Below are 21,229 nucleotides of genomic sequence, written 5' to 3' on the forward strand. Positions count from 1 at the left end.
CTTGGCAAGGGGCAGAACAGATGGCGGCAACGGTAGCATCTCTGGCCGGTCGAGTCCGATGGCACAAGCGACTGAATGCAATTATTTATTGCATAAACCATAAATGCACTACATATTTGCATTATGCCTTCGCATCCCTGCCACCACGGAGCCCGCATGAGCCACGTACTGCATCGTAACCTCAATCAGGAGTATCCCACCGCCGTGAAGGGCGATGGCCCCTACATCGTCGATCGAGAGGGTCGCCGTTATCTGGATGCCAGCGGTGGCGCGGCCGTGTCATGCCTGGGGCACAGCGACGAGGCGGTGGCGCAGGCCATCAAGGATCAGGTCAGCCAACTGGCCTACGCGCACACCTCGTTTTTCACCAGCGACCCGATGGAGCAGCTGGCCGACTTTCTCATCGAACGCGCTCCCGCAGGGCTCGACTCCGTCTACTTCGTCTCCGGCGGCTCGGAAGCGGTCGAGGCGGCACTCAAGCTGGCCCGTCAGTATTTCGTCGAGATCGGCCAGCCCCAGCGCAAGCATCTGATCGCGCGGCGCCAGAGCTATCACGGCAATACGCTGGGCGCGCTGGCCACCGGCGGCAACGCCTGGCGCCGTCAGCAATTCGAGCCGCTGCTGATCAACGTCAGTCACGTCAGCCCCTGCTACGCCTATCGGGACCAGCAGCCCGACGAGACGCCCGAGGCGATGGGCATTCGTCTCGCCGCGGAGCTTGAGGAGGAAATCCTGCGCCTGGGCGCCGAGAACGTGATGGCCTTCGTGGCCGAGCCGGTGGTCGGTGCGACCCTGGGCGCCGTCACCGCGGTACCGGGCTACTTCAAACGCATCCGCGAGGTCTGTGATCGCTACGGCGTGCTGCTGATTCTCGACGAGGTGATGTGCGGCATGGGGCGCGCCGGCAGTCTGTTCGCCGCCGAGCAGGAAGGTGTCACGGCAGATCTGATCACCATCGCCAAGGGCCTGGGCGCCGGCTACCAGCCGATCGGCGCGACCCTGGTCAGCCAGCGCATCCGTGATGCCATCGCCAATGGCTCCGGCTTCTTCCAGCATGGCCATACCTATATCGGCCACGCCACCGCCTGTGCCGCAGCGCTGGCGGTCCAGCAGACCATCGAATCCCGCGACCTGCTCACACGCGTCAATGTCCTCGGCGAGGGGCTCAAGGCGCGCCTGAACGAGCGCTTCGCGCATCACCCCCATGTCGGCGACATCCGCGGTCGCGGCCTCTTCCAGGGGCTGGAGCTGGTCGCGGATCGCGATTCCAGAAAGCCCTTCGACGCCTCCCTCAAGCTGCACGCGCGGCTCAAGAAGGCCGCCATGGCCGAAGGCCTGATGTGCTATCCGATGGGCGGCACCCTCGATGGCCGCCAGGGCGATCACATCCTGCTGGCACCGCCGTTCATTCTGCAGGAGTCGCATCTGGACGAGATCACCGCCAAGCTGGGGCGTGCCATCGACACCACGCTGGCCAGCCTGTGACGGCTCAGCTGCAGGCGCATTGCCTACCTAACGATCTTTGAATGGATTTGAATGGAGTGACTTTCATGGCGATCACATCGCGCCTGACCGAACTGGATGACGCCAGCATGAGCGCGGCTCAGCGCGAGGTGCTGGCCGAGATTCTCAGCGGCCCGCGCGGCAATCTGGACGGCCCCTTCCTGGCCTGGATCCACAGCCCCGAGCTTGCCAGTCATGCCCAGCGCCTCGGCGCCTTCTGCCGCTACGCCACCGGCCTCGAGCTGCGTCTCAGCGAGCTGGCGATTCTCACCACGGCGGTGTGGTGGAAATCCCAGGCTGAATGGCAGATTCACGCGCCGATCGCCGAGCAGGCCGGCCTCGCGCCAGAGGTCATCACGGCGCTGCGCGAGGAGCGTGAACCCGCATTTGAACAAGACGATGAGCGGCTGATCTATCGCGTCACCCGCGCGCTCTATGCCGATCGGCGCGTCGATGATGGCCTGTACGGCGAGGCCGTCGCGATGTTCGGCGAAACCGTGGTGGTGGAGCTGGTCGGGGTGCTGGGCTATTACGCCCTGGTGGCGATGACGCTGAATGTCTTCGCCGTCCGGCGTGGTGATGACATCCCGCTGCCCTTCGAGGAACCGAGCCGATCTTGAAACGCGTGTCTTGAAGGGCCTGGATTGCGCCACGCCCGGAACGCTTGAGTACGACACGCCCGGTAACAGCGCGTTTGCCGGGCTGTCGCGCGCAGGGCATGCTCGAAAGGCCCTCTGCTGCGCCCCGGTCACCCCCGGGGCGTGCGTCATTGCGGCGCGAATACCTCGATGACGACGCTTCGATATCGACGCCAGGATGGCAACACCTCGATAACAACACCTCGATAACAACACCTCGATAATAACAAGATGACCACAAGGTGAGCGATCAATGAGTGATAGCGAACACACGGAAGTGGCGGTGATCGGCGCAGGCGCCGTGGGTGTCGCCTGCGCCCTGTGGCTGCGGCGCAGCGGCCACGAGGTGACGATGATCGAACGCGAAGGCATCGCCAGCGGCACCTCATTCGGCAATGCCAGTACCCTGGCGGATTACGGCTGCCTGCCCATCGCCCGTCCGGAAATCTGGCGCAGCATGCCGTCGCTGCTGCTGTCACCTGACTCGCCTTTCGTCATCGACTGGAAATGCCTGCCCAGGCTCTCGCCCTGGTTGATGCGCTTCATGGGCCAGTGCAACGCCACTCGCTTTCGCGCCAACAGCGAGATACTGGCCCAGCTGCTCAGCCATACCTACACGGACTACCAGCCGCTGCTGGACGATGCCCCCGCCGCCGCCGCGATGATTCAGCGCAAGGGCTGTCTGTATGCCTACGGCAAGGCCGAGAACCTGCAGGCCGCACAGGGCGATATCCGACTGCGCGACCAGCTCGGCATCCACCAGCAGGTGCTGACGGCGGACGAGCTGATCGCGCTGGAACCGGCCATGGAAGGCCACACCGCGGGCGGCGTGCTGTTCCCCTCCTCCTGTCACCTCGATGACCCGCAGGTGTTCATCGACACCCTGGCCACCCCGCTGCGCGAAGAAGGCCGGATCGTCAGCGCCGAGGTCACCCGCCTGAGCCGACAGGCCTCCGGCATGCTGCTGGAGTACGCCGATGGCCGGCGACTCATGGCGGACAGAGTGGTGCTGGCAGCCGGGGCCTGGTCGGCACAGCTGGCGCGCCAGATCGGCGACCGGATTCCGCTGGATACCGAGCGTGGCTATCACGTCGAATTCGATCTCGATCACTCGCCGCTCAACCGCCCGACCTGCCCGGTGGAAAGCGCCTTCTACATGACGCCACTGCACAGCGCCGAGGGTGCGCGCCTGCGCGTGGCCGGCACCGTGGAGCTGAGCTCGCTTGCGGGGCCGGCCAGCCCGGCCCGTTTCGACTATCTGGAAAGCCGGGTGCGCAAGGTGCTGGGCATTGATGCCCCGGTAGCCCGCCGCTGGCTGGGCTTTCGTCCCACCCTGCCCGATTCCGTGCCGGTGATCGGCCCGTCACCCAATGAGCCACGCGTGATCCATGCCTTTGGCCATCAGCATATCGGGATGACACTGGCAGGCGTGACTGGCCGCCTGGTCAGCGAATGTTTAGCCAAAGGCTCACCAGAGTGGATCGCGCCCTGCTCTGCGGCCCGATTTTGACACTCTGGGAGGATTCACGAGGCATCCGCGATGCGGGTTCGACCGGAGGTCAGGCGCTCCAGCAACTGCTGCCACTCGCCGCACAGGGTGTCCGCATCGAAGCGCGCGGCATTGTCGCGTGCCAGCAGGGACATCTCGCTGCGGCGGGCTTCATCCGTGATCAGGTCACGGATCTCGCGCGCCAGTGCCTCATCGTCCTCGACATCCACCAGCACGCCGCTGCCGCCGGCCAGAATTTCGGCAGGCCCGGTCTCACAGTCTGTCGAGACCACCGGCAAGCCGAAGGATTGCGCTTCCAGCAGGGTCATCGGCAGCCCCTCCCAGCGTGAGCTCATCACGTACAGCGCCGCCCGCTGATACTCCTTTTCCACCTGTGAGGTGCGGCCCACGAAGACGACGCTGTCACTCAGGCCCAGTGTCCAGGCCTGGGCCTTGAGGTCATTTTCGTCCTCGCCCCAGCCGACGATGCGCAGCCGCCAGTCAGGGTGGACCGACACGACCTTGTGCCAGGCGTTCAGCAGCACATCGAAGCCCTTCTGCTCCGTCAGGCGCCCGACGGCAAGCACGGTACGCGACGCTGCGTCCTCTTCACTAGGCTTGGGAAAGTGCGGTACCGGATTCCAGATCGCGCCGACCTTGTCGCGGATGCGATAGCGCGCTCGCCAGGCCTCGGCATCCCGCTCGGTGAGCACCACGATGGCGTCGGCCAGGCGCACGGCGGTCGAGCGCCCCACCGAACGCAGGCGTGAACCATGATCGGTGGCGAGGTTGAAATGCTCCCAGCAGATGATCCGGGCGCGCTGGAACGGGGCCCACGGCGCACAGAAGGCAAACAGGATCGAATCCACCAGCACCACCACATCGGCCTGTTGATGGCGGACCTTGGTGAGCAACGCCGAACTGATTCCCAGAGAACGTCGGGCCCCGCCTCTGGCTTCCTTCAGATTCAGGCAACAGGTCGTGATGCTGTCCTCCAGGGAAAACGAACTGGTCGCTGGCCCGAACAGACTCGCGATCATCACCTCATGACCCGAGCGCGCCAGTCCGCTGGCGATTTCGCATGTGACACGTTCCGTGCCTCCGTCGCTGGAAAGATTACCGACGACAAACAGAATCTTCATTGGCTCATGCGCTCCACAGGGAAATGCTCGCCGCGAGGCAGCCGACCGCAGGCGCGATATCGCCTTGCTTTGATCGAAATGCTCAACTGCGGCGCAGAAAAAACCCGCCACCGACGAGGGTCGATGGCGGGAGATAGGGGGTATGACATGAAGCGGTCCGATCTAATGCAGAACGCTAATGCAGAATGCTAGCGCAGGAACGGTTGCGCAAAACGGCTGACAGCAAGGCTACCGGCGGTCAGCACCTCTGGACTGCTTCATGAAGAAAAATGTGTCAGGCATTTTTTGGAAAGACGGTACGTCAGCAAGACAGCACGTTAGAAAGCTAAAGCGCCAGCAAGACAGCGCGTCAGCAGGACAACACGGCAAGAGGAGCGTGCGCGGTAAGCGGGCACGGGGAGCTAGTACGAAAAGCGAGCTCGGAAAGCGAGTTCGAAAAGCGAGAGTGGCAAGCAGCCTGAGCGCTGAACGAACACTGCTAGGCATCATGCGAGATGCCAGCTCAACGCGTCTTGCCCACCCCCGCCTTCTGAGAAGCACGCTTGTCCTGAATCATGGTGAGCGTACAACGCGCGCCGTGGCATGGGTGATGAAAAGATAAATCCAATGCCGGCGCGCCAGGCTCAGCTCGATAGTTCAATGCTGGCACCTGAAGACAGGATCAGCGGTCAGCCAACGGGTGCGACGACTCAGCGTCCTGCTGGCTCGTCCGGCTGGCAGTGATGGCTTCAGTCGAGACGCGATGGATGATGCCGCAGTCTTCACAGTGATAGAGCGGCGCCTTGCCGGCCAGTCGCTGCCACCAATGGCGTTTTACGCGATGTACGCTGGCGCCCCCGCATTGGGCGCAGAAACGATATCCACTCATGACGACATTCTGCTCTCTGTTGATGGTGTTCACGGGCATCCTTCCCTTTGATAACGATCGATCGCGTTCCAGCGAGACGGCCTGTTCAGCGACACGCGGTGTGTCATTGCCAGAAGAAGCACTGTCCCGACCGATTGAGCTCTCCAGGCAGGCGCCTGTCACTCTCACTCGCGGGGCCATTATGCGCGTTAAATCCAGCAGCAGTTCCTGATATTTGCCCAACTGTCGAGAACGATTTTCTTCATCTTCCTGACGAAAATCCAACGGTGTCAATGTGTTAGCGCCCCGCCTCAGGCGGTAGCGAGTACTGACTTACGCAACTCGATATCCAGTGTGTGCTGCAGACAGCCCAGATAGGCACGCACCACGATCTGCTGATCAAATTCATGTTCGATACGCACGCGTGCCGCCTGCCCCGCCTCCATCAATGCCGCATGCGGCATGTCCAGACAGCCCTGCATCTGCTGCTCAAGAGACTCGACATTGGCCGCTTCGCACAGCCAGCCAGTGACGCCGGGATTGACCGAGCTGCGACAGCCCGGCACATCACTGACGATCGCCGGACGCCCCATCGAGGCCGCCTCCAGTACCGTGCGCGGCATGCCTTCCCGGTACGACGGCAGCACCAGCACATTGGCCTCGGCCAGGAAGGGGCGCACATCCCGCTGTTCGCCCAGGTAGTGCAACACGCCGCGCTCGCGCCAGGCAGCGATTTCCTCATCGCTGATCGCGGTGCGATTGCTGATTCCCGACGGGCCGATCAACCAGAAGCGTGCCTGCGGATAACGCTCATGCAGACGCTCGGCCGCCGTCACGTATTCCCGCACCCCCTTGTCGCCGATCAGGCGTGCGACCATCACGAAGGTCAGCGGTGGCGTCTGCGGTTGCGGCGCAAAGGCGAAGCGTTGCGGGTCGATACCGGCGCCGGGCAGCACGACAGACGGCGTGGACTTCTGCAGCCCGAGGCGCATGAACAGGCGTTGGTCATCGCGGTTCTCGAAGAACACGCAACGCGCGCCACGGTTGGCGAAGCCATACAGCGCACGCACGCGACGAAACAGCCAGCTGTCATGTATGAAGGCGGTGCCCAACCCCGAGACGTTGTTGGTATAGGGGATCTTGAGCAGCCGACACGCCAGCCCCGAATAGACATTGGCCTTGATGGTGAAGTTGAGAACATAGCGTGGCTTGAGTTTCAGCAATGTCCCCAGCAGCGCCAGCAGGCTCTTGCCCTCACCGATCAGCGAGGTCCCCTTGCCTTCCATGCCCAGCGCACGATGCTCGACCCTGAGCTCGTCCACCAGGTACGCGCTATGCGCATCGGTGGGCGCAAGGCACACCACGCGATAACCCGAATCACGCAGCCCTTCGATGACGCCGCGATGGAAGTTGTAGAGAAAGAACGACGAGTTGGAGACCAGCACCACCGTGGAGGGCTGTGCGTCACGTGTTGGCATGGGGCATTCCTTGCGTGTCATGCGAAGAAGAACATGCGCGAGCATGAGCCCGCGCGACCGGAAGCATCCGGGAGAGAAACCTTGAATAAGGGGAGCCATCGACAAGAGAAACGATCGAGAAGCGACACCAGCGCGAAAGGGAAGACGTCGTGGCTCGGGCCGGCAACTCGGTCCAGCAATTCGGTCCAGAAACCCAGTCCAGCAACTCGTTCCAGCAGGTCAGTCCAGCAACGCAGGCCGGCGTTGCTGCTGCCACAGACGCACCAGCCCTGTGTCATGCGCCATGCACACCACATAGATGACCAGGAACGGGAAGCGATAGCGCACCGCGGTGCCGTAGTTGAAGACGACGAGTCCATAGATGGTGAAGGCGCCGATCAGATACAGCAGCCAGAAGAGCGTCTTCTCACGCTGGACCTGCCAGCACTTGAGGGTCAGCCAGACGAGGAAGGCGACCACCAGCAGGTTCTCTCCCGACTGGATCAACTGCAGCACATTGGCGGCTTCCCAGGGCAACGGCTTGATCAGGAAATAGAGCGCGCCCTGGATCCCCGTCACCACGAAGTCCCCGAAGCCCTGAATGACCTCTACATCCTCGATCTTGCCGCCATCCTCCAGATACATGGCCGCGCGGAAGAAGTTGATCTGGTCCACCGCCAGCGGATAGATGACCAGCACACTGGCGGCCAGGCCGACCAGCAACCAGCAGAATCGCTTGGTCGACAGGCCCTGACGGCTGACGTCGTAGAGGAGATAGATGCCGAGGAAGATCAGCATGATCAGAGCGTTCTGGAACTTGATGATCCATAACGGCAACAGGAAGATCACCGCCCACATCGGCCGGCGTTCGATGGCCAGCAGGAAGCTGCCCAGCATGAAGCCGGTGACCAGGGTGTCGCGCAGACTCAGTGAGCTGTAGAGCACCAGGCTCGGGTAGCACAGCACGAACAGCAGTACCGCGTGGGAGATGATGCCGCGGCGAATCAGCACCATCAGCGCGCCGATATAGAGGAACTTGTTGAAGAAGCCCAGGCTGGTGATGGTTTCCGCCAGCGGCAACGGCAACAGCGCCAGAAATCCCGACGAGACCGAGACGGTCAGGGAGTGGTCCATCGCTCCCCAGTCCATGCTGCGCATGGCCAATACCTGCTCCCAGTAGCGGAACTGGTCCGGCATGTACTCGGCATCGAACAGCACATTGTTCAACAGGTACGGCACCGCACTGCTCAGACTCAGGATGATCGCGACATTGCGCGTCACCCAACCACGCAGAAAGCCCACCATCACCAGTACCAGACAGACGAGCAGGTTGGGCAGGTCGAGCAGAATGTGTTCCATGGAAAGACTTATTCTCGTGCGCCGCTGTTGGCCAGTTCGGCCTGCAGACTGGCGGATGACATGAGGGGCGCGGACGCGTCGGTATCAGCGCTGGTGGCCTGCCGACTCACCACGCCAGAGGTATCGAGGGACGGCGAGGACTGCGCGAGGCCAGCCGCAGCTCCCCCACTGCTGACCTGCCAGCTTTGGGATGAGAAGGGTGACGCGCCCTCGACCTCGGCTGCTGACAGCATCAACGACAGGCACTGCATCAATTGATGCTCGCTCAGCGCGCCCGTCTCCTCATCAGGGGCCAACGGCAACGTCACGACTCGCGCTGCCTCAATTCCGCCCTCGTGGCGTGCCTGGCAGCCGGCTTCATCGCTTTCGACCAGCACCAGTGCCGCATGCGGATACGTGAGCGCCATCCGGCGCCTCAGGCCCCGCGCCTTGCTGCCCGCCGCCACCAGTTCACTGGCCGGTGTCACGGCATGGTGCGCAATAACCGGCACGCGCCAACGATCCAGACGGCGCGCCTTGAGCGCATTGAGGTTGGCTTCCAGGCCGCTGGACAACAGGACACACGGACGATGACGCGCCAGATAGCGTGTCAGGGCTAGCACGCCCGTCAACTCAGTGTGCACGCCCAGCTCTACCAGCCGCACCCCATGTGCCAGACCTTCGATCAACTCCTCATGGGCCTGGGGCACGATGAGGTCCACCTCGTGACCCAGGCGCGTCAGCCCCGCCGCCAACGCCAGCATCTGGCGAGTCTCGAGGGTCATCTGCCGTGCCACGACCAAAAGCGCCATCCGATGCGTCTTCATTGCCACTCCTTCGCCAGTGTTAGCCTTGAGCCAGGCTTGATCGAGTCAATTCACGATGACCGCCATGCCATCTGCACATGGCGATCGACGTCAGCCCCACTTCCTTCGGTGCGTTCAGGCCAGCCGCTGATAGACACTGCGCGCCTGGCGGGCCAGCGGCGCCGGCAACCAGGTCACGACCCGGCGCGCCATGCGCTTGAACGTGCACACCAGCACCTGGCCCTTCTTCTGCGCTGACATCGAGGCCCACTCGGGGGTCATCATCTGGTGGGCGTCCACGCAATAGACGGGCCTGCCGGTCATGCGCGTGATGTTGGTGGCCTGCCCCACTTCGCTTTCGATGAACAGGCGACAGCCGGAGTCACGGTAGTAATCCGCCTTGTGACTCGAATGGCGATTCTGACGCAGCCGCTCTTCCTTGCTGGGCAGGTCGAGCATGATCAGGTGGTCATACTCGACACCGTGCCGGGCCAGCCAGGCGGTCGTCTCGGGACGATATTTTTCCAGCCGGTTGGTGACCAGCGAGTGCACACGGTAGGTCGGGATATGCAGAGGTGCCGCGTTGGTCAGGAAGTCGCGATAGCGCGGGCCGTCATCGTTCTGCTCAGGCGTCGGATCGAGGCACAGCACGCCATCGATATCCAGGCAGCTATCGGCCAGCGCCGGGTGATGAAACAGATTCCACTGGAAGGCACGCGGGTGCTCAAGCTCGACCAGATACATGTCCACCCCCACCACCGGTGCCGGGTTGGCATAGATGACGCAGGTGGTGATGTCACAGGGGCATTCTTGCGGAATGCGCGCCAGGGAGGCCTTGAGCGAGGCCCCACTGTTGAAACTGTCGTCGACCAGCAGCACACGCTGATTTTCCCAGGCGCTCTGCGCCGCCCCCCGGACCTTGCGCGTCATTCCCTTGCCGGGCGAGCCGTTGGCGATGAAGGTGTCGAGATCCGTGCAGGCCCGATTGAGCATGGCGCTGATCATGTAGGCCGGCACCATTCCACTGCGCGGGATCCCGACGATCAGATCGAAATTCCCGGCCTGCAGGCGCGACAACTGTCTGGCGATATCCGAACTCAGGTCGGCGTAACTGCGATAATTCATGTTGCGGTCCCCTTGCGACTCACGACGGCCCAAGGCCGATATCCTTCGCGCTTTTGTGTGTTGCAGCGCTTTTTTGATGTTATTGACGACGTCCTGTCATCAAACGCTTCTCTCGCCATCATCCCCCCGATAACCGGGGGCATTCAGGCGCTTTTACGCTTCTGCACTGCGCTGTCGGATGTCACACGACGGCGACGAGTGCCTATCAACCTGGTCATCACATCCTGGCGCACGAGGCGCAGCAGCCGACTGCGGTCCATGTGCGAGAGCAGCGCGACCCCCTGGCGGAAGTTGGCCAGGCGCTGCATGGGGCTCGCGGGCGCCATCACGTACTGCTTGAAGTAGTGATAGAGCGGGATATACAGGCTGTCGGAATGCGGCATATGCCGGGTATTGGCATGAAAGACGTCGATGGCCGAGATCATGTCGCGCTGATAGCGCTGTTCGGCCTCGCTTTCCTGCTGCTGCGATGTCCAGGAACCCTTGGCATTGCGGCGATAGACACAGGCAGCATCTTCGTAATAGAGAGTCTCGCCTTGCAGTGCCATGTAGGACTGCAGGAAGAAGTCCATGATCGGGGCGCCGCGATAGGACGCCATCATCGCGTCGACGGTGGCATCGACGCGTCGGAAGCTGAAGGCCGGTGACGGAATGGAGGCGCCGCGCAGCCCGATCACCGCCTCGGCAGAGATCTTCTTCACGCTATCGGCATAGCGGCAGATGAGCGAATGCTCGCCGGTGGCTTCATTGAATTCCAGCGCCGGGTGGAAGCAGACCGTCGCCTCGGGATAGGCGTCGAACAAGGCGACCTGACGGGCCAGCTTGTCGGGTTTGATCCAGTAATCATCGCCTTCGCAATAGGCAATGATGTCGCCACGCATCACCGGCATGCAGAAGGTGATCGGCCAGATATGTTGCGAGTACTGGTTCACGTCCTGCAGGATCGGCCGCACGATGTTCGGGTAACGGGCCGCATATTCCTCGATGATTTCCCGCGTGCCATCCGTCGAGACATCGTCATGCACGACGATCTCGAACGGAAAACGCGTGCGCTGCATCAGAAAGCCATCCAGCGCCATGCGAATGTAGTCGCCATGATTGAAGGCGAAGCACATCACCGAGACGCGCGGGGCGCTGAGATCGCCCTCCCACTCGGCCATGATGGCGGCTTCCTCGGCGGGCGCCGGCGGTACAGGCAAGGGGCCTGACTGCGGTGTGCCATCCATGAGGGGCGTCGCGAGTGCCCGGGCATAACTCAGTTCTAACATGCAGTATTCCCCACTTTCCGATGTGAAAGACGCTCCTGGATCCAGCCGGCGCCATACTGCCAGGCCGCGAAGCGCAACCAGCAGGACAGCAACAGATAGGCCGCCCCTGCCAGCAGGCCTGATACCACCAGCACCACCGGCGCCGGCCAGATGGCCAACAGCGCAGGCACGGCCCACCAGGTCGTGCCCGCCACCGCACAGGCCAGCAGCAGAGCCGGCAGGAAGTCGGCCAGCTGCTCGCGGATGCTGTAGTTGATCAACTCCCGCGAGAACCAGGCATTGGGGATGTAGGACACCACCGCCACCACGATCTGCCCGATCAGGATCGCCATCACGCCATGGCGCCAGGTCACCGCCAGCACCGCACAGATCAATACCTTCTTGACGATCTCGAGCCCGAGGAACAGGTCCGAGCGCCCCTTGACCTTGAGCACATTGAGATTGAGCGTGCTCAGGGGATACATGACGGCCGCGATGCACATCAGCTGCAGATAAGGCACCGCCGCCAGCCACCGCTCGGGCAACAGCGTCAGGAACAGCGGCTCGGCCAGCGCCGCCAGCAACAGCATCGCCGGGAACAGCAGATAGACCATGACCTGCAGGATCTGACGATAGGCACTCTTGAGGCGTACCGGATCCTCCTGAATGCTCGCCAGCGCCGGGAAGGTCACGTTCTGCACCGCCGTCACCAGCTGATTGATCACCAGCTCCTTGAGACGCTCGGCGAAGAAGAACAACCCCGCCACCGAGGCGGAGAACAGCTTGGCGATCAGCAGCACATAGAGATTGACGAACAGCACATCCAGCATGCGTGACAGGAACATCTTGTAGCCGAAGCGGAACATCGCCTTGAACGACACCACGTCGAATTCCAGCCGCGGCCGCCAGCTGCCCCACCACCACATCAGGGCGGTAGTGACCAGCGCCGCCGTCAACATCTGCCCCACCAGCGCCCAGACCCCGAAGCCCAGCCAGCCCAGCAGCACTGCCACCCCGCCCGACACCACGCTGCCGGGAATGCCAGCCTTCATGCGCGTGCGAAAATCCAGCGCACGGTTGAGCATCGCGCCCTGAATGACCTCGAAGGAGTTGATCAGCACCACGATGCCGCCGATACGCACCAGCACGATCAGGCGTGGCTCGGCATAGAAGTCGGCGATCAGGGGAGCGCTGGCATACAGCAGGCCGTAGGCCAGCACCCCGAAGGCGATATTGCTGAAGAAGGCGGTGCTGGCATCACGCGGCCCGAGGGTCGGCATGCGCAGAATGGCTTGCTGAAGACCGGAATCCATCATGGCCGAGGCGATGGTCAGAAAGACCAGCACCATCGCCAGCAACCCGAAATCTTCCGGCACCAGCAGCCGCGCCAGCAGCAGCGTGACCAGACTGGCCATGCCACGCCGCAATAGCTGATCGGAGAAATTCCACAGAATGCCGATAGCGGTCTTGTTGCTCAGTGACACGAGGCGTGGCCCCCCTGTTGCGAGTGGGCGGAGACATCGCGCGCCAGCGGCCCCGCCATAGACGCCGTGTCACCCGCATCATTGCCCGCGGCGCGCAGCAGCTCCAGGTCTTCTGGCAGCAGCTGGTACTCGGCGAGTCTGTCGCGTACCTCGCCCGGTGAGCACCACATCAGCATATCGATGATCGACAGGCCGGCGACGAACTCCGCCTTACGCCCCGAGCGACGCGAATCAAGCGGTGTCTGGCAGTAGTCACTCGGCTGGCTTGCGAGGAATGACAGCGTGATGCCATTGGCCGCAAAGGGCGCCGCCTGGTAGAGCTTGCGGCCGCCGATGCTGTTGATGTAACCCTCGGCCCCGCGCATCAGTGACATCTCGATCAGACGGTCCTGGGCCTTGAGACTGCGGTCGTGCTCAAGCTCACTGGTCAGCAGAAAGCGACACTCCAGCCCCAGGTAGTCACACACCCGCTCGAAGCTGTACTGGCACAGCGCCCCGATGCGGCGGTCTTCATGCTGGAACACCGCCTGCAGCAGCGGCATGACCTGTGCGTAATACGGCGCCTTGGCATAAGCGTGATGCAGCGTGGTCAGCAGGCTGTCCGGTGTCGGGCCGAAGACGAGTTCGCTGATCAAGCGGTTGGGCGATGCCTTGGGTACCGACAGCGTGAAGCGATGCGCCTTGCCGCCCAGCAGCACATTGTTGCGATGGATATAGCCACGCGGAATGAAGGCGACATCGTCATAGACGAGAAACTCGTCACAGGCATGCATCAGCTGGAAATAGCCGATATGCGGGAACAGATAGGGCTGCATGATCGCGATGTTCATGATCAGGCGGCCTTGACGTGGCGATTGACGATGATGCGCACCGCCCCGAGGATCTCGCTGACCTCAAGCCCCGAGTAGAGCGGCAGGCACAGGATACGACTGGCGATATCGGTGGAATGCACGATCTGCGGGGTGATGACATCCTCGTCCTGCAATTCGGCGGCGGGCCGCCCGAGGAAGGACAGCGATTCCAGCGACGGGCAGAAGTAACGTCGTGCCAGATAGCCTTCCTGCTGCAGACGCTGCATCACCTCGAGCAGCATGCTTTCGCTTTCGAGAATGATCGGGAAGTAGGCGTAATTCAGGCTGGCGCCGGTCTGGCGAGTCTGCAGCTGGACATTGCCGCGCAGCGCCTGGGCATAGGCATGCCAGACCAGCGCCCGGCTCTCCAGATTGCCTTCGATCTCATCCAGCACGCACAGCCCCATCGCCGCCTGGAATTCGTTCATCTTGGCGTTGATGCCCAGCTCTTCGATGCACTCCGGGCCGGTGATGCCGAAGTTGATCAACTTGCGGGCACGCTCCAGGTCTTCCTTGCGCTTGAAGATGATCGCGCCGCCTTCGATGCTGTGGAACAGCTTGGTGGCGTGGAAGCTCAGGGTGCTGGCATCGCCATGTGACAGCAGGCTGTTGCCGCGATAGGTCACGCCGAAGGCGTGGGCACCGTCATAGATGACCTTCAGATCATGCGCCTCGCCCAGCGCATCGATGGCCTCGACATCACAGGCATTGCCGAACACGTGCACCGGCACGATGGCACGGGTGCGTGGCGTGATGGCCGACTCGATGCGCGCCGGGTCCAGACACAGGGTGTCGGGGTCGATATCCGTGAAGACCGGCTGCATGCCCTCCCACTTCAGGCTGCTGGCGGTGGCGATGAAGGTGAAGGGCGTGGTGATGACCTCCGCCGATTCGTACTGGCCCGGCATCTGGGCGATGCCCAGCGCGCGATAGGCGATCTGCAGCGCCAGGGTGCCATTGCTGACCAGCAGCAGGTTCTCGACGCCCAGGTAGGTCTCCAGGCGCCGAGTGAGCTCCTGCTCGAGCGGGCCGTGGTTGGTCAACCAGCGCCCCTCGAAGATGGAATCCACATAGCGGTCGAAATTCTCCCGCTCCGGGAAGTAGGGACGCGTCACCGTAATCATGATATCGACTCCTTTCGTACATCAGATGAAGGTTGGCTCTGACAGCAGACGAGTGCCGGTGCAGCGCGTTCGCTGCCGGGTTCCTCTGGCAGCGACTCGCTACACGTTTCAGAGAAGTGCCGCACACTCGCCTGCGGAGACACTCGTCTACAGACGTCTACAGAGAGTGCAGGCCCGCTCAGCGCGAGCCGTTGCCGCTGATCACGATCTTGATGGTGCGGATCACCACCAGCAGATCGAGCCAGAAGGAAAAGTGTTTGATGTAGAAGAAGTCGTATTCCAGCTTGCGGATCATGCCTTCCACTTCAGCGGCGTAACCCTGCTCGACCTGCGCCCAGCCGGTGATGCCCGGGCGCACGACATGGCGGTAGTGGAAGAACGGCACGTCCTTGCGATACCAGTCGGCTAGATTCATCGACTCGGGGCGCGGGCCGATCAGACTCATGTCGCCCTTGAGCACATTGAACAGCTGGGGCAACTCATCGAGACGGCACTTGCGGATGAAGCGCCCGACTCGCGTGATGCGTGGATCACTGCCTTCCTGGGTGAAGCCCGCGCCCTTCATGCCGTCATACATGCTGCGGAACTTGTAGACGGTGAAGGGACGACAGTGAAAGCCCATGCGCGGCTGGCGGAAGATCACCGGCCCGGGACTGTCGAGGCGAATCGCCAGCGCCGTCAGCAACATGACGGGCGCCAGCAACGGCAGCATGAGCGCGGCGACGGTGAAGTCCATCCAGCGCTTGATGACCTCATAGTCCTCCCGCGGCGTCAGCGAGCCGAACTCGTTGGCGTAGAGGTGATCCAGCAGCACGCGACCGGTGATCATCTCGTGGGCATGGGTCGCGTGGTAGACCGGGATACGGTGGATGGTGCAGTCGGCCAGGAAGCTCTCCCACTCGCTGGGCAGCTCACCGCGCAGGTCCGCCACCACGCCGTCGATACGCGGCAGGCCGACCAGGTCAGGCCCGCGCAACGACAGCCACTCGACGCCCGGGCGGGTGCACAGACTCGGCGCCTTGCCGTAGGGCACCACCGCGAAGCGCATCCGGCGCAGTCGGGTGTCGATGTAGTAGTAGGCCGTGCACAGGCTCACCGCGAGCAGGAAGGACAGGCCGACCTGGTGACGCGAATACTCAAGCCCCAGCACGCCCAGCACCATCATCAAGGTCAGATAGGAGATGACGATCGCCGGCACGACATAGAGGTAGGAGCGCGTGCCCGGCAGGCGGGACAGGCGATTGACCGCCGTCACCGCCAGGGTGTACGCCACGCCGGTGCCGAGCAGGGCATGCCACTGATCATCGCTGGTCAGCCACCAGTGGGTGTCACCCTGCATCAGCTGGTTCAACCCTGCCTGGTACAGTGCCGGCGCGATGACCACCACCAGCATCCCGAAGATCAGCTGCAATCGCTTGCTGGCCAGCAAGCGCTCGTAGTGATGCGAGTAACGCCGCTGATGCTCCATCGACAAGGGTATACCGCTCATCGTGCTTACCTCCTCCGTGATTCAAGCGTCATGAGAGCTGCCAAGCGAGACGATGTCAGGCGTAGCTGTAGTTGTAATAACCGTAGCCATGCTTGTCGCCAGCTTGCGGTTCGATGGCATTCAGGATGGCGCCCTTGACGTGAATGCCATTGTTCTCGAGCTTCTTGCGTGCATGCTCGAGTTCGCGCACCTGGTTCATGCCAAAGCGCGCCACCATCAGACTGGCGCCGACGTGACGACCGATGATCAGCGCTTCGGTCACGGCCAGTACCGGCGGCGTGTCGATGATGATCAGGTCGTAACGCTCACCGAGTTGCTCCAGCAGCTCGGCGAAATTGGGCTGCATCAACAGCTCCGACGGGTTGGGCGGCGCGACGCCACGGCCCAGGAAATCAAGATTGTCGATGCGCGAGTGATACAGCACGCTGTCCAGCGGACTGGCACCGCTGAGCACATCCGACAGACCGCCCTGCTCGGAGGTACGCTGGAAGGCGTGATGCAGGTGGCCGCGGCGCATGTCGGCATCGATCAGCAGCACGCGCTGACCGGCCTCGGCACTCACCGCCGCCAGATTGAGGCTGACGAAGCTCTTGCCGATGCTCGGGCTCGGCCCGGTGAACATCACCGACTTGCGGCGATTGTCGAGCAGGGCGAAGTGCAGGCTGGTACGCAGGCTGCGCAGGGCCTCGATACTGATATCCGACGGCTGGGAGGTAGCCAGCACCCCCTGATAGATCTCGCGGCCGCCCTTCTCGCCCTTGAGGCGCACGCGGCGCATCATGTTGTGCTGCTGCGGCGACAGCGGCACCGTGGCGTAGACGGGCAGGTCCAGCGCCTCGATCTGCTCGGCGGTGTCGATGCCCTTGCGCATCGCATGACGCAGCAGCGCGGCCAGCGTGCCCAGCATCAGGCCGATCATGCAGAACACGGCCAGCATCAGGGACGTCTTCGGCGAGATGGGCACCGGCTGCAGCACCGCGGGGTCCAGGATGCGCACATTGCCGACGGTGCCGGCCTTCTTGAGGCGCACTTCCTCGCGCTTGTTGAGCAGCGCGACATAGATTTCCTGGCTGACGGTGACATTGCGGTTCAGGTTGAGCGCTTCGCGCTGGGCGGCCGGCAGCTGCTCGGCCTGCTTCTGCACGCGCGCCTTCTCCTGATTGAGCGAATCACGGCGTGCCACCAGCGCCCGATAGGCCGGGTGCTCGCTGGTGTAGGCACGGGACAGCTCGGCCAGGCGCAGCTTGATCTCGGTCAGCTGATTGTCCAGCCCGACGAGATTCTCCATCACCTGCTGACTCTCGGCGGTCAGATCGACCGAGTCGCGACGGCGGCGATAGTCGTTGAGTGCCGATTCCGCCTCATCGAGCTGGCCACGCAGCGTCGGGATCTGGTCGCCCAGAAAGCCGAGCTGATTGTCCGCCTCGGCAGATTCTCGCTCGATGTTCTGCTGCAGGAAGACATTGGTGATGGTGTCCAGGGTGTTGACGATGGCGGTCTGGTCACTGCCGGACAGGCTCAGCGTGACCACCCCGGTGTCGGTGCCATTGCGCACGGCGGTGAAGCGCGACTTGAGCGAGTTGATGGCGCTCAGGTCCGAGATGCTGGTCAGCGTGAAGCGTGCCCCCGGCTCGGCTGACAACTCGCGCACGAAGACCTTGATGCCCTCCGCCAGCGCGTTCTCGCCCACCTTGCCATCGACGATCGCCTGCCCCTCGGCATCCAGCAGGCGGTAGCGCTCATCGCCCAGAGCCTCGAGGGTCAGCGTCTGCTGTTGCCACGGGCCACTCAGTTCGAGCGTGGTGACCTTGAGGGTGTCATCGCCCCAGGCGTAATCCTGCCCGCCCAGGCTTGCCGGCAGGCGCAGATGGCGGTTGGAGAGCCAGTCACCGATGACCGGGTAACGCACCGGAGAGACCACGATATTGAGGCGCTCGCGGTCCACGGCCTGGCCCAGTACCAGTCGTGAGGCGAGAATTTCCAGCTCATCGCTGGTGCTGCTCTCGTCGCTGCCGGTCGCCTGACCGGCCAGCGGCCCCAGCAGGCTGGCGCTGCCACCCTTGTCCTCGACCTGGATCAGGGAATCGGCCAGGTAGATGCGCTGCTGGCTACCGACGAGATAGATGCCCAGGAGGGTGAACAGCAGCGTGCTGCCGATCAGCCACCAGCGTCGATGCCAGAGCAAGGCGAGAATGGTGCTGAAATCGAGTCGGCGCGTGGTGTCCTTGCCAGGCTGTGCAGAAGAGGATGGCATGGGAGAGGTGTACTGATTCATGACGCCGCCTTGAGTAAACGATTCAGGCCCGGCAGGCAGGTGATACGGCAGGTCGCGACGCGACCTGCCATGCGGGAGTGGGACATGACCTCAATCCTCGATGTCATCGATGACCGAGACGAAGGCCCCGGTACTGGTCACGGACGGCAGCAGCTGGCTCAGCACACGGTTCCAGCGGCTGACCGGCGCGGCGGTCACGTAGACCACATCACGCGGTTGCAGCGGGAAGCGCGCGCCCAGCATCAGCGAGGTCGCATCCGAGATATCGAGAATGAAGACCGTGGCCAGCTTGTCGGACTCCGGCGAATTTTCACGCACCACGAAGACGCCTGACGGATTGGCGCGGTCCTCATCGACCCCGCCGGCCCGCGACAGCGCATCGGTGAGGCTCAGACGTTCATTGCCCACCGGCATGTTGCCGGGCTTGAGTACCTGACCGAGCACGAAGACGTTCTGGTCTTCCGCCACCGGCACATTGATCACGTCGCCATCCTTGAGCAGACGGTTCTGACGCATGTCGCCCTGCTGCAGCAGCTGATAGAGACTCAGGTGCTCCTGCTGGCCGTCGCGCGTCAGCGTGATGTTGTGGGTATTGGCCAGTGCCGTGACCCCGCCGCTGGCACTGATGGCATCGATCAGGGTCAGCGGAACATCCGTGACCGGCACGAAGCCGGGCTCGGTCACGGCGCCACTCAGATAGACGCGTTTGGAGCGGAATTGCGCCACCGAGACATTGACCTGCGGCTCGGTGATGTAACGGGACAGCCCCGCGACCAGCGCGGCGCGCACCTCACCCACCGTCATGTCGCGAATGTTGATGCGCCCGACATAGGGGTAGAACAGCGTGCCATCCGGCTGGACGATGTAGGTCAGTGCCTCGACCGTCTGACGCTGCACACCGCTTTCCTGAGCCAGGTCCAGCGGCGTGCTCAGGTTGATGGCCAGGATGTCGCCGCCGCCCACGCGGTAGACGTACTGCTTGATGTCATCGACCAGCTCAGGCGGCGCGGGAGCGGTCTGGGCGGGGCGTGCGCGATAGTTGGAGATCAGCCCGGGGGTGATCGGCGTGACTTCCACCTGGTCGGTCAGCGGCGCGACCTCGGCTTCATAATCCATGTGCCCACCGGGCGCGAAGGCACACCCGCTCATCGCCAATACCACGGTGGCAAATGAGAACGCCCGGAGCGTCGTTCTGACCGGTATATCCATATCCTGTCTCTTCCCCTGTGATCCTGACCGCTACCGCCAGGCGCTGTTTCGGCACGCTACCGCCCCGAGGAACTGGCGTTCTCCCCTGCTGCCGATAGCGGCGCCCTGTTGGCGTACATGTCATCTGTCATGGAGTGGTCACGCCTGCCCTTCGATACCCCTGCGACATCCCCGGACACACGTCAGGCATGTGTCCATGACACATGCCCATGACCGAACTCCGAAATGGAACGTTTATTAGTATTTTAGTAATTCACTACCAGGCATCTAACACATGAAACATATTGCATTGATCGACTTTCTCATCAATCAAGACAACATGACTCATTTGATTAATCGATACTTATAAGATTGATCTCACCAACATTACTGATTACTTCTTTCTTGCACTTCTATTGACATTTCTGTTCAAGCGACTCGTTGCTTGAACCTGTCAGGAGCTACTGTCGAAAGAAGGTTTGTGCCGCCCCTTCAAGCAGGCGAGACCTGACGATCTCGTTGGCGAGTCAGCTGGCACGGCAGCGTCAGAACGGGATGAGAATTCATGCCCGCATGCATTCCATGGAGAGGTGCGATGATTGAGGTGCAACGCTCGATCGCCCGGATGCGCCATCTGCCCGACCTGGCAGGTAGCGCGGCCTCGAATGAGGCGACCGCCCAATGCCCCGCAAGGCAAGGGACACGCCGCTGGCGCGTAAGGCACCGACGGCTTCTTCAATCACGCCCAATATATCAAATCCATTTAATACAATGTGTTACTGACATTTTCTGCCTGAGCTGACGCACTATCCTGTACGTCTGTGGCAAGCTCGGGTCTGACTGACCACCCAGCGGCAATGACCCCGACCCCAGACTCGACCCCGGGACTTGATGCCTTCTCATGAGGCATTTCGCCGTACCCGGTGTCGCCCGCTGGAGCGGTACCTCTACCCGCCTGACTGCCCATCTGCGAGGCCCGGCCTGCTCTTGTCTCGTGCTTTTATCGCGCTTGTATCGCTCGACTCCTGCACATGCTGTCTGCATGCCTCAGCCCTACCCGACGACCTCGGTAGGCCGTGACATGACGCACGTCGCAGCGAAGAGAACCCTGCGCTTTACCGGCGACGTCAGATTCGCCAATAAGCGACATTACTGTCCCCTCTTCAACAGGGCTGATAATAAATCAATTGACTTCAACAGCAAGGACTTGTCGGGTCGTCGAGACG

The 21,229-nt window shown here is 62.5% G+C and carries 16 protein-coding genes; 3 read left to right on the plus strand and 13 right to left on the minus strand.

All coding sequences use genetic code 11. The annotated features are described in order from the left end of the window. The first annotated feature begins 156 nt into the window (after positions 1 to 156). The 3 genes from LCW13_RS11410 (at position 157) to LCW13_RS11420 (ending at position 3,651) form a co-directional block, all read left to right on the plus strand. Positions 157 to 1,485, plus strand: a complete 1,329-nt coding sequence (locus LCW13_RS11410) for an aspartate aminotransferase family protein (RefSeq protein ID WP_225346932.1) — start codon at positions 157 to 159, stop codon at positions 1,483 to 1,485. A gap of 65 nt (positions 1,486 to 1,550) precedes the next feature. Continuing rightward, on the plus strand, positions 1,551 to 2,123 hold the full coding sequence (locus LCW13_RS11415; RefSeq protein WP_225346933.1) for a carboxymuconolactone decarboxylase family protein: 573 nt from the start codon (positions 1,551 to 1,553) through the stop codon (positions 2,121 to 2,123). A gap of 271 nt (positions 2,124 to 2,394) precedes the next feature. Beyond that, positions 2,395 to 3,651, plus strand: coding sequence for an NAD(P)/FAD-dependent oxidoreductase (locus tag LCW13_RS11420; RefSeq protein WP_225346934.1), 1,257 nt, complete (start codon positions 2,395 to 2,397; stop codon positions 3,649 to 3,651). Between the two features lie 14 nt (positions 3,652 to 3,665). Here LCW13_RS11420 and LCW13_RS11425 read toward each other — a convergent pair whose 3' ends face one another. The 13 genes from LCW13_RS11425 to LCW13_RS11485 all read right to left on the minus strand — a co-directional run bounded on the left by LCW13_RS11425 (position 3,666) and on the right by LCW13_RS11485 (position 20,024). Next, entirely contained in the window at positions 3,666 to 4,772 is a 1,107-nt protein-coding gene (locus LCW13_RS11425; RefSeq protein WP_225346935.1) for a glycosyltransferase family 4 protein, read from the minus strand. Positions 4,773 to 5,433: 661 nt separating this feature from the next. Beyond that, entirely contained in the window at positions 5,434 to 5,913 is a 480-nt protein-coding gene (locus LCW13_RS11430) for a hypothetical protein (RefSeq protein WP_225346936.1), read from the minus strand. A 17-nt stretch (positions 5,914 to 5,930) separates the two neighbouring features. After that, positions 5,931 to 7,097 carry a glycosyltransferase family 4 protein gene (locus tag LCW13_RS11435; RefSeq protein ID WP_225346937.1) on the minus strand — a complete coding sequence of 389 codons (1,167 nt, stop codon included), beginning with the start codon at positions 7,095 to 7,097 and terminating at the stop codon, positions 5,931 to 5,933. Between the two features lie 219 nt (positions 7,098 to 7,316). Then, positions 7,317 to 8,435, minus strand: a complete 1,119-nt coding sequence (locus LCW13_RS11440; protein WP_225346938.1) for a hypothetical protein — start codon at positions 8,433 to 8,435, stop codon at positions 7,317 to 7,319. A gap of 8 nt (positions 8,436 to 8,443) precedes the next feature. Then, positions 8,444 to 9,241 carry a glycosyltransferase family 4 protein gene (locus LCW13_RS11445; RefSeq protein WP_225346939.1) on the minus strand — a complete coding sequence of 266 codons (798 nt, stop codon included), beginning with the start codon at positions 9,239 to 9,241 and terminating at the stop codon, positions 8,444 to 8,446. A gap of 114 nt (positions 9,242 to 9,355) precedes the next feature. Continuing rightward, complete coding sequence (locus tag LCW13_RS11450) at positions 9,356 to 10,345, minus strand: phosphoribosyltransferase family protein (RefSeq protein WP_131432407.1); 990 nt, start codon at positions 10,343 to 10,345, stop codon at positions 9,356 to 9,358. 143 nt (positions 10,346 to 10,488) lie between these two features. Continuing rightward, on the minus strand, positions 10,489 to 11,613 hold the full coding sequence (locus tag LCW13_RS11455; protein ID WP_107336372.1) for a glycosyltransferase family 2 protein: 1,125 nt from the start codon (positions 11,611 to 11,613) through the stop codon (positions 10,489 to 10,491). Next, positions 11,607 to 13,076 (minus strand): lipopolysaccharide biosynthesis protein, encoded by a 1,470-nt coding sequence (locus tag LCW13_RS11460; RefSeq protein WP_225346940.1) that lies wholly within the window; start codon positions 13,074 to 13,076, stop codon positions 11,607 to 11,609. Before LCW13_RS11460 ends, LCW13_RS11455 begins: the two co-directional genes overlap by 7 nt. Next, a complete protein-coding gene (locus tag LCW13_RS11465; RefSeq protein ID WP_225346941.1) occupies positions 13,067 to 13,906 on the minus strand; it encodes a WbqC family protein in 840 nt (279 codons plus the stop codon). Before LCW13_RS11465 ends, LCW13_RS11460 begins: the two co-directional genes overlap by 10 nt. A gap of 2 nt (positions 13,907 to 13,908) precedes the next feature. Then, on the minus strand, positions 13,909 to 15,051 hold the full coding sequence (locus tag LCW13_RS11470; RefSeq protein ID WP_054556247.1) for a DegT/DnrJ/EryC1/StrS family aminotransferase: 1,143 nt from the start codon (positions 15,049 to 15,051) through the stop codon (positions 13,909 to 13,911). 178 nt (positions 15,052 to 15,229) lie between these two features. Next, on the minus strand, positions 15,230 to 16,540 hold the full coding sequence (locus LCW13_RS11475; protein ID WP_225346942.1) for a sugar transferase: 1,311 nt from the start codon (positions 16,538 to 16,540) through the stop codon (positions 15,230 to 15,232). Positions 16,541 to 16,595: 55 nt separating this feature from the next. Beyond that, positions 16,596 to 18,815 (minus strand): polysaccharide biosynthesis tyrosine autokinase, encoded by a 2,220-nt coding sequence (locus tag LCW13_RS11480; RefSeq protein ID WP_225346943.1) that lies wholly within the window; start codon positions 18,813 to 18,815, stop codon positions 16,596 to 16,598. 90 nt (positions 18,816 to 18,905) lie between these two features. Then, complete coding sequence (locus LCW13_RS11485; RefSeq protein WP_225346944.1) at positions 18,906 to 20,024, minus strand: polysaccharide export protein; 1,119 nt, start codon at positions 20,022 to 20,024, stop codon at positions 18,906 to 18,908. Positions 20,025 to 21,229 lie beyond the last annotated feature (1,205 nt).

Origin of the sequence: Cobetia amphilecti (assembly GCF_020217465.1) — a bacterium.
GTDB classification, from domain to species: Bacteria; Pseudomonadota; Gammaproteobacteria; order Pseudomonadales; family Halomonadaceae; genus Cobetia; species Cobetia amphilecti.

Excerpts from the sequence above, each read along its gene's own strand:
- LCW13_RS11410 (WP_225346932.1), top strand. The coding sequence starts at position 157 with ATGAGCCACGTACTGCATCGTAACCTCAATCAGGAGTATCCCACCGCC.
- LCW13_RS11415 (WP_225346933.1), top strand. The coding sequence starts at position 1,551 with ATGGCGATCACATCGCGCCTGACCGAACTGGATGACGCCAGCATGAGC.
- LCW13_RS11420 (WP_225346934.1), top strand. The coding sequence starts at position 2,395 with ATGAGTGATAGCGAACACACGGAAGTGGCGGTGATCGGCGCAGGCGCC.
- LCW13_RS11425 (WP_225346935.1), bottom strand. The coding sequence starts at position 4,772 with ATGAAGATTCTGTTTGTCGTCGGTAATCTTTCCAGCGACGGAGGCACG.
- LCW13_RS11435 (WP_225346937.1), bottom strand. The coding sequence starts at position 7,097 with ATGCCAACACGTGACGCACAGCCCTCCACGGTGGTGCTGGTCTCCAAC.
- LCW13_RS11440 (WP_225346938.1), bottom strand. The coding sequence starts at position 8,435 with ATGGAACACATTCTGCTCGACCTGCCCAACCTGCTCGTCTGTCTGGTA.
- LCW13_RS11445 (WP_225346939.1), bottom strand. The coding sequence starts at position 9,241 with ATGAAGACGCATCGGATGGCGCTTTTGGTCGTGGCACGGCAGATGACC.
- LCW13_RS11450 (WP_131432407.1), bottom strand. The coding sequence starts at position 10,345 with ATGAATTATCGCAGTTACGCCGACCTGAGTTCGGATATCGCCAGACAG.
- LCW13_RS11455 (WP_107336372.1), bottom strand. The coding sequence starts at position 11,613 with ATGTTAGAACTGAGTTATGCCCGGGCACTCGCGACGCCCCTCATGGAT.
- LCW13_RS11465 (WP_225346941.1), bottom strand. The coding sequence starts at position 13,906 with ATGAACATCGCGATCATGCAGCCCTATCTGTTCCCGCATATCGGCTAT.
- LCW13_RS11470 (WP_054556247.1), bottom strand. The coding sequence starts at position 15,051 with ATGATTACGGTGACGCGTCCCTACTTCCCGGAGCGGGAGAATTTCGAC.
- LCW13_RS11475 (WP_225346942.1), bottom strand. The coding sequence starts at position 16,540 with ATGAGCGGTATACCCTTGTCGATGGAGCATCAGCGGCGTTACTCGCAT.
- LCW13_RS11480 (WP_225346943.1), bottom strand. The coding sequence starts at position 18,815 with ATGAATCAGTACACCTCTCCCATGCCATCCTCTTCTGCACAGCCTGGC.
- LCW13_RS11485 (WP_225346944.1), bottom strand. The coding sequence starts at position 20,024 with ATGGATATACCGGTCAGAACGACGCTCCGGGCGTTCTCATTTGCCACC.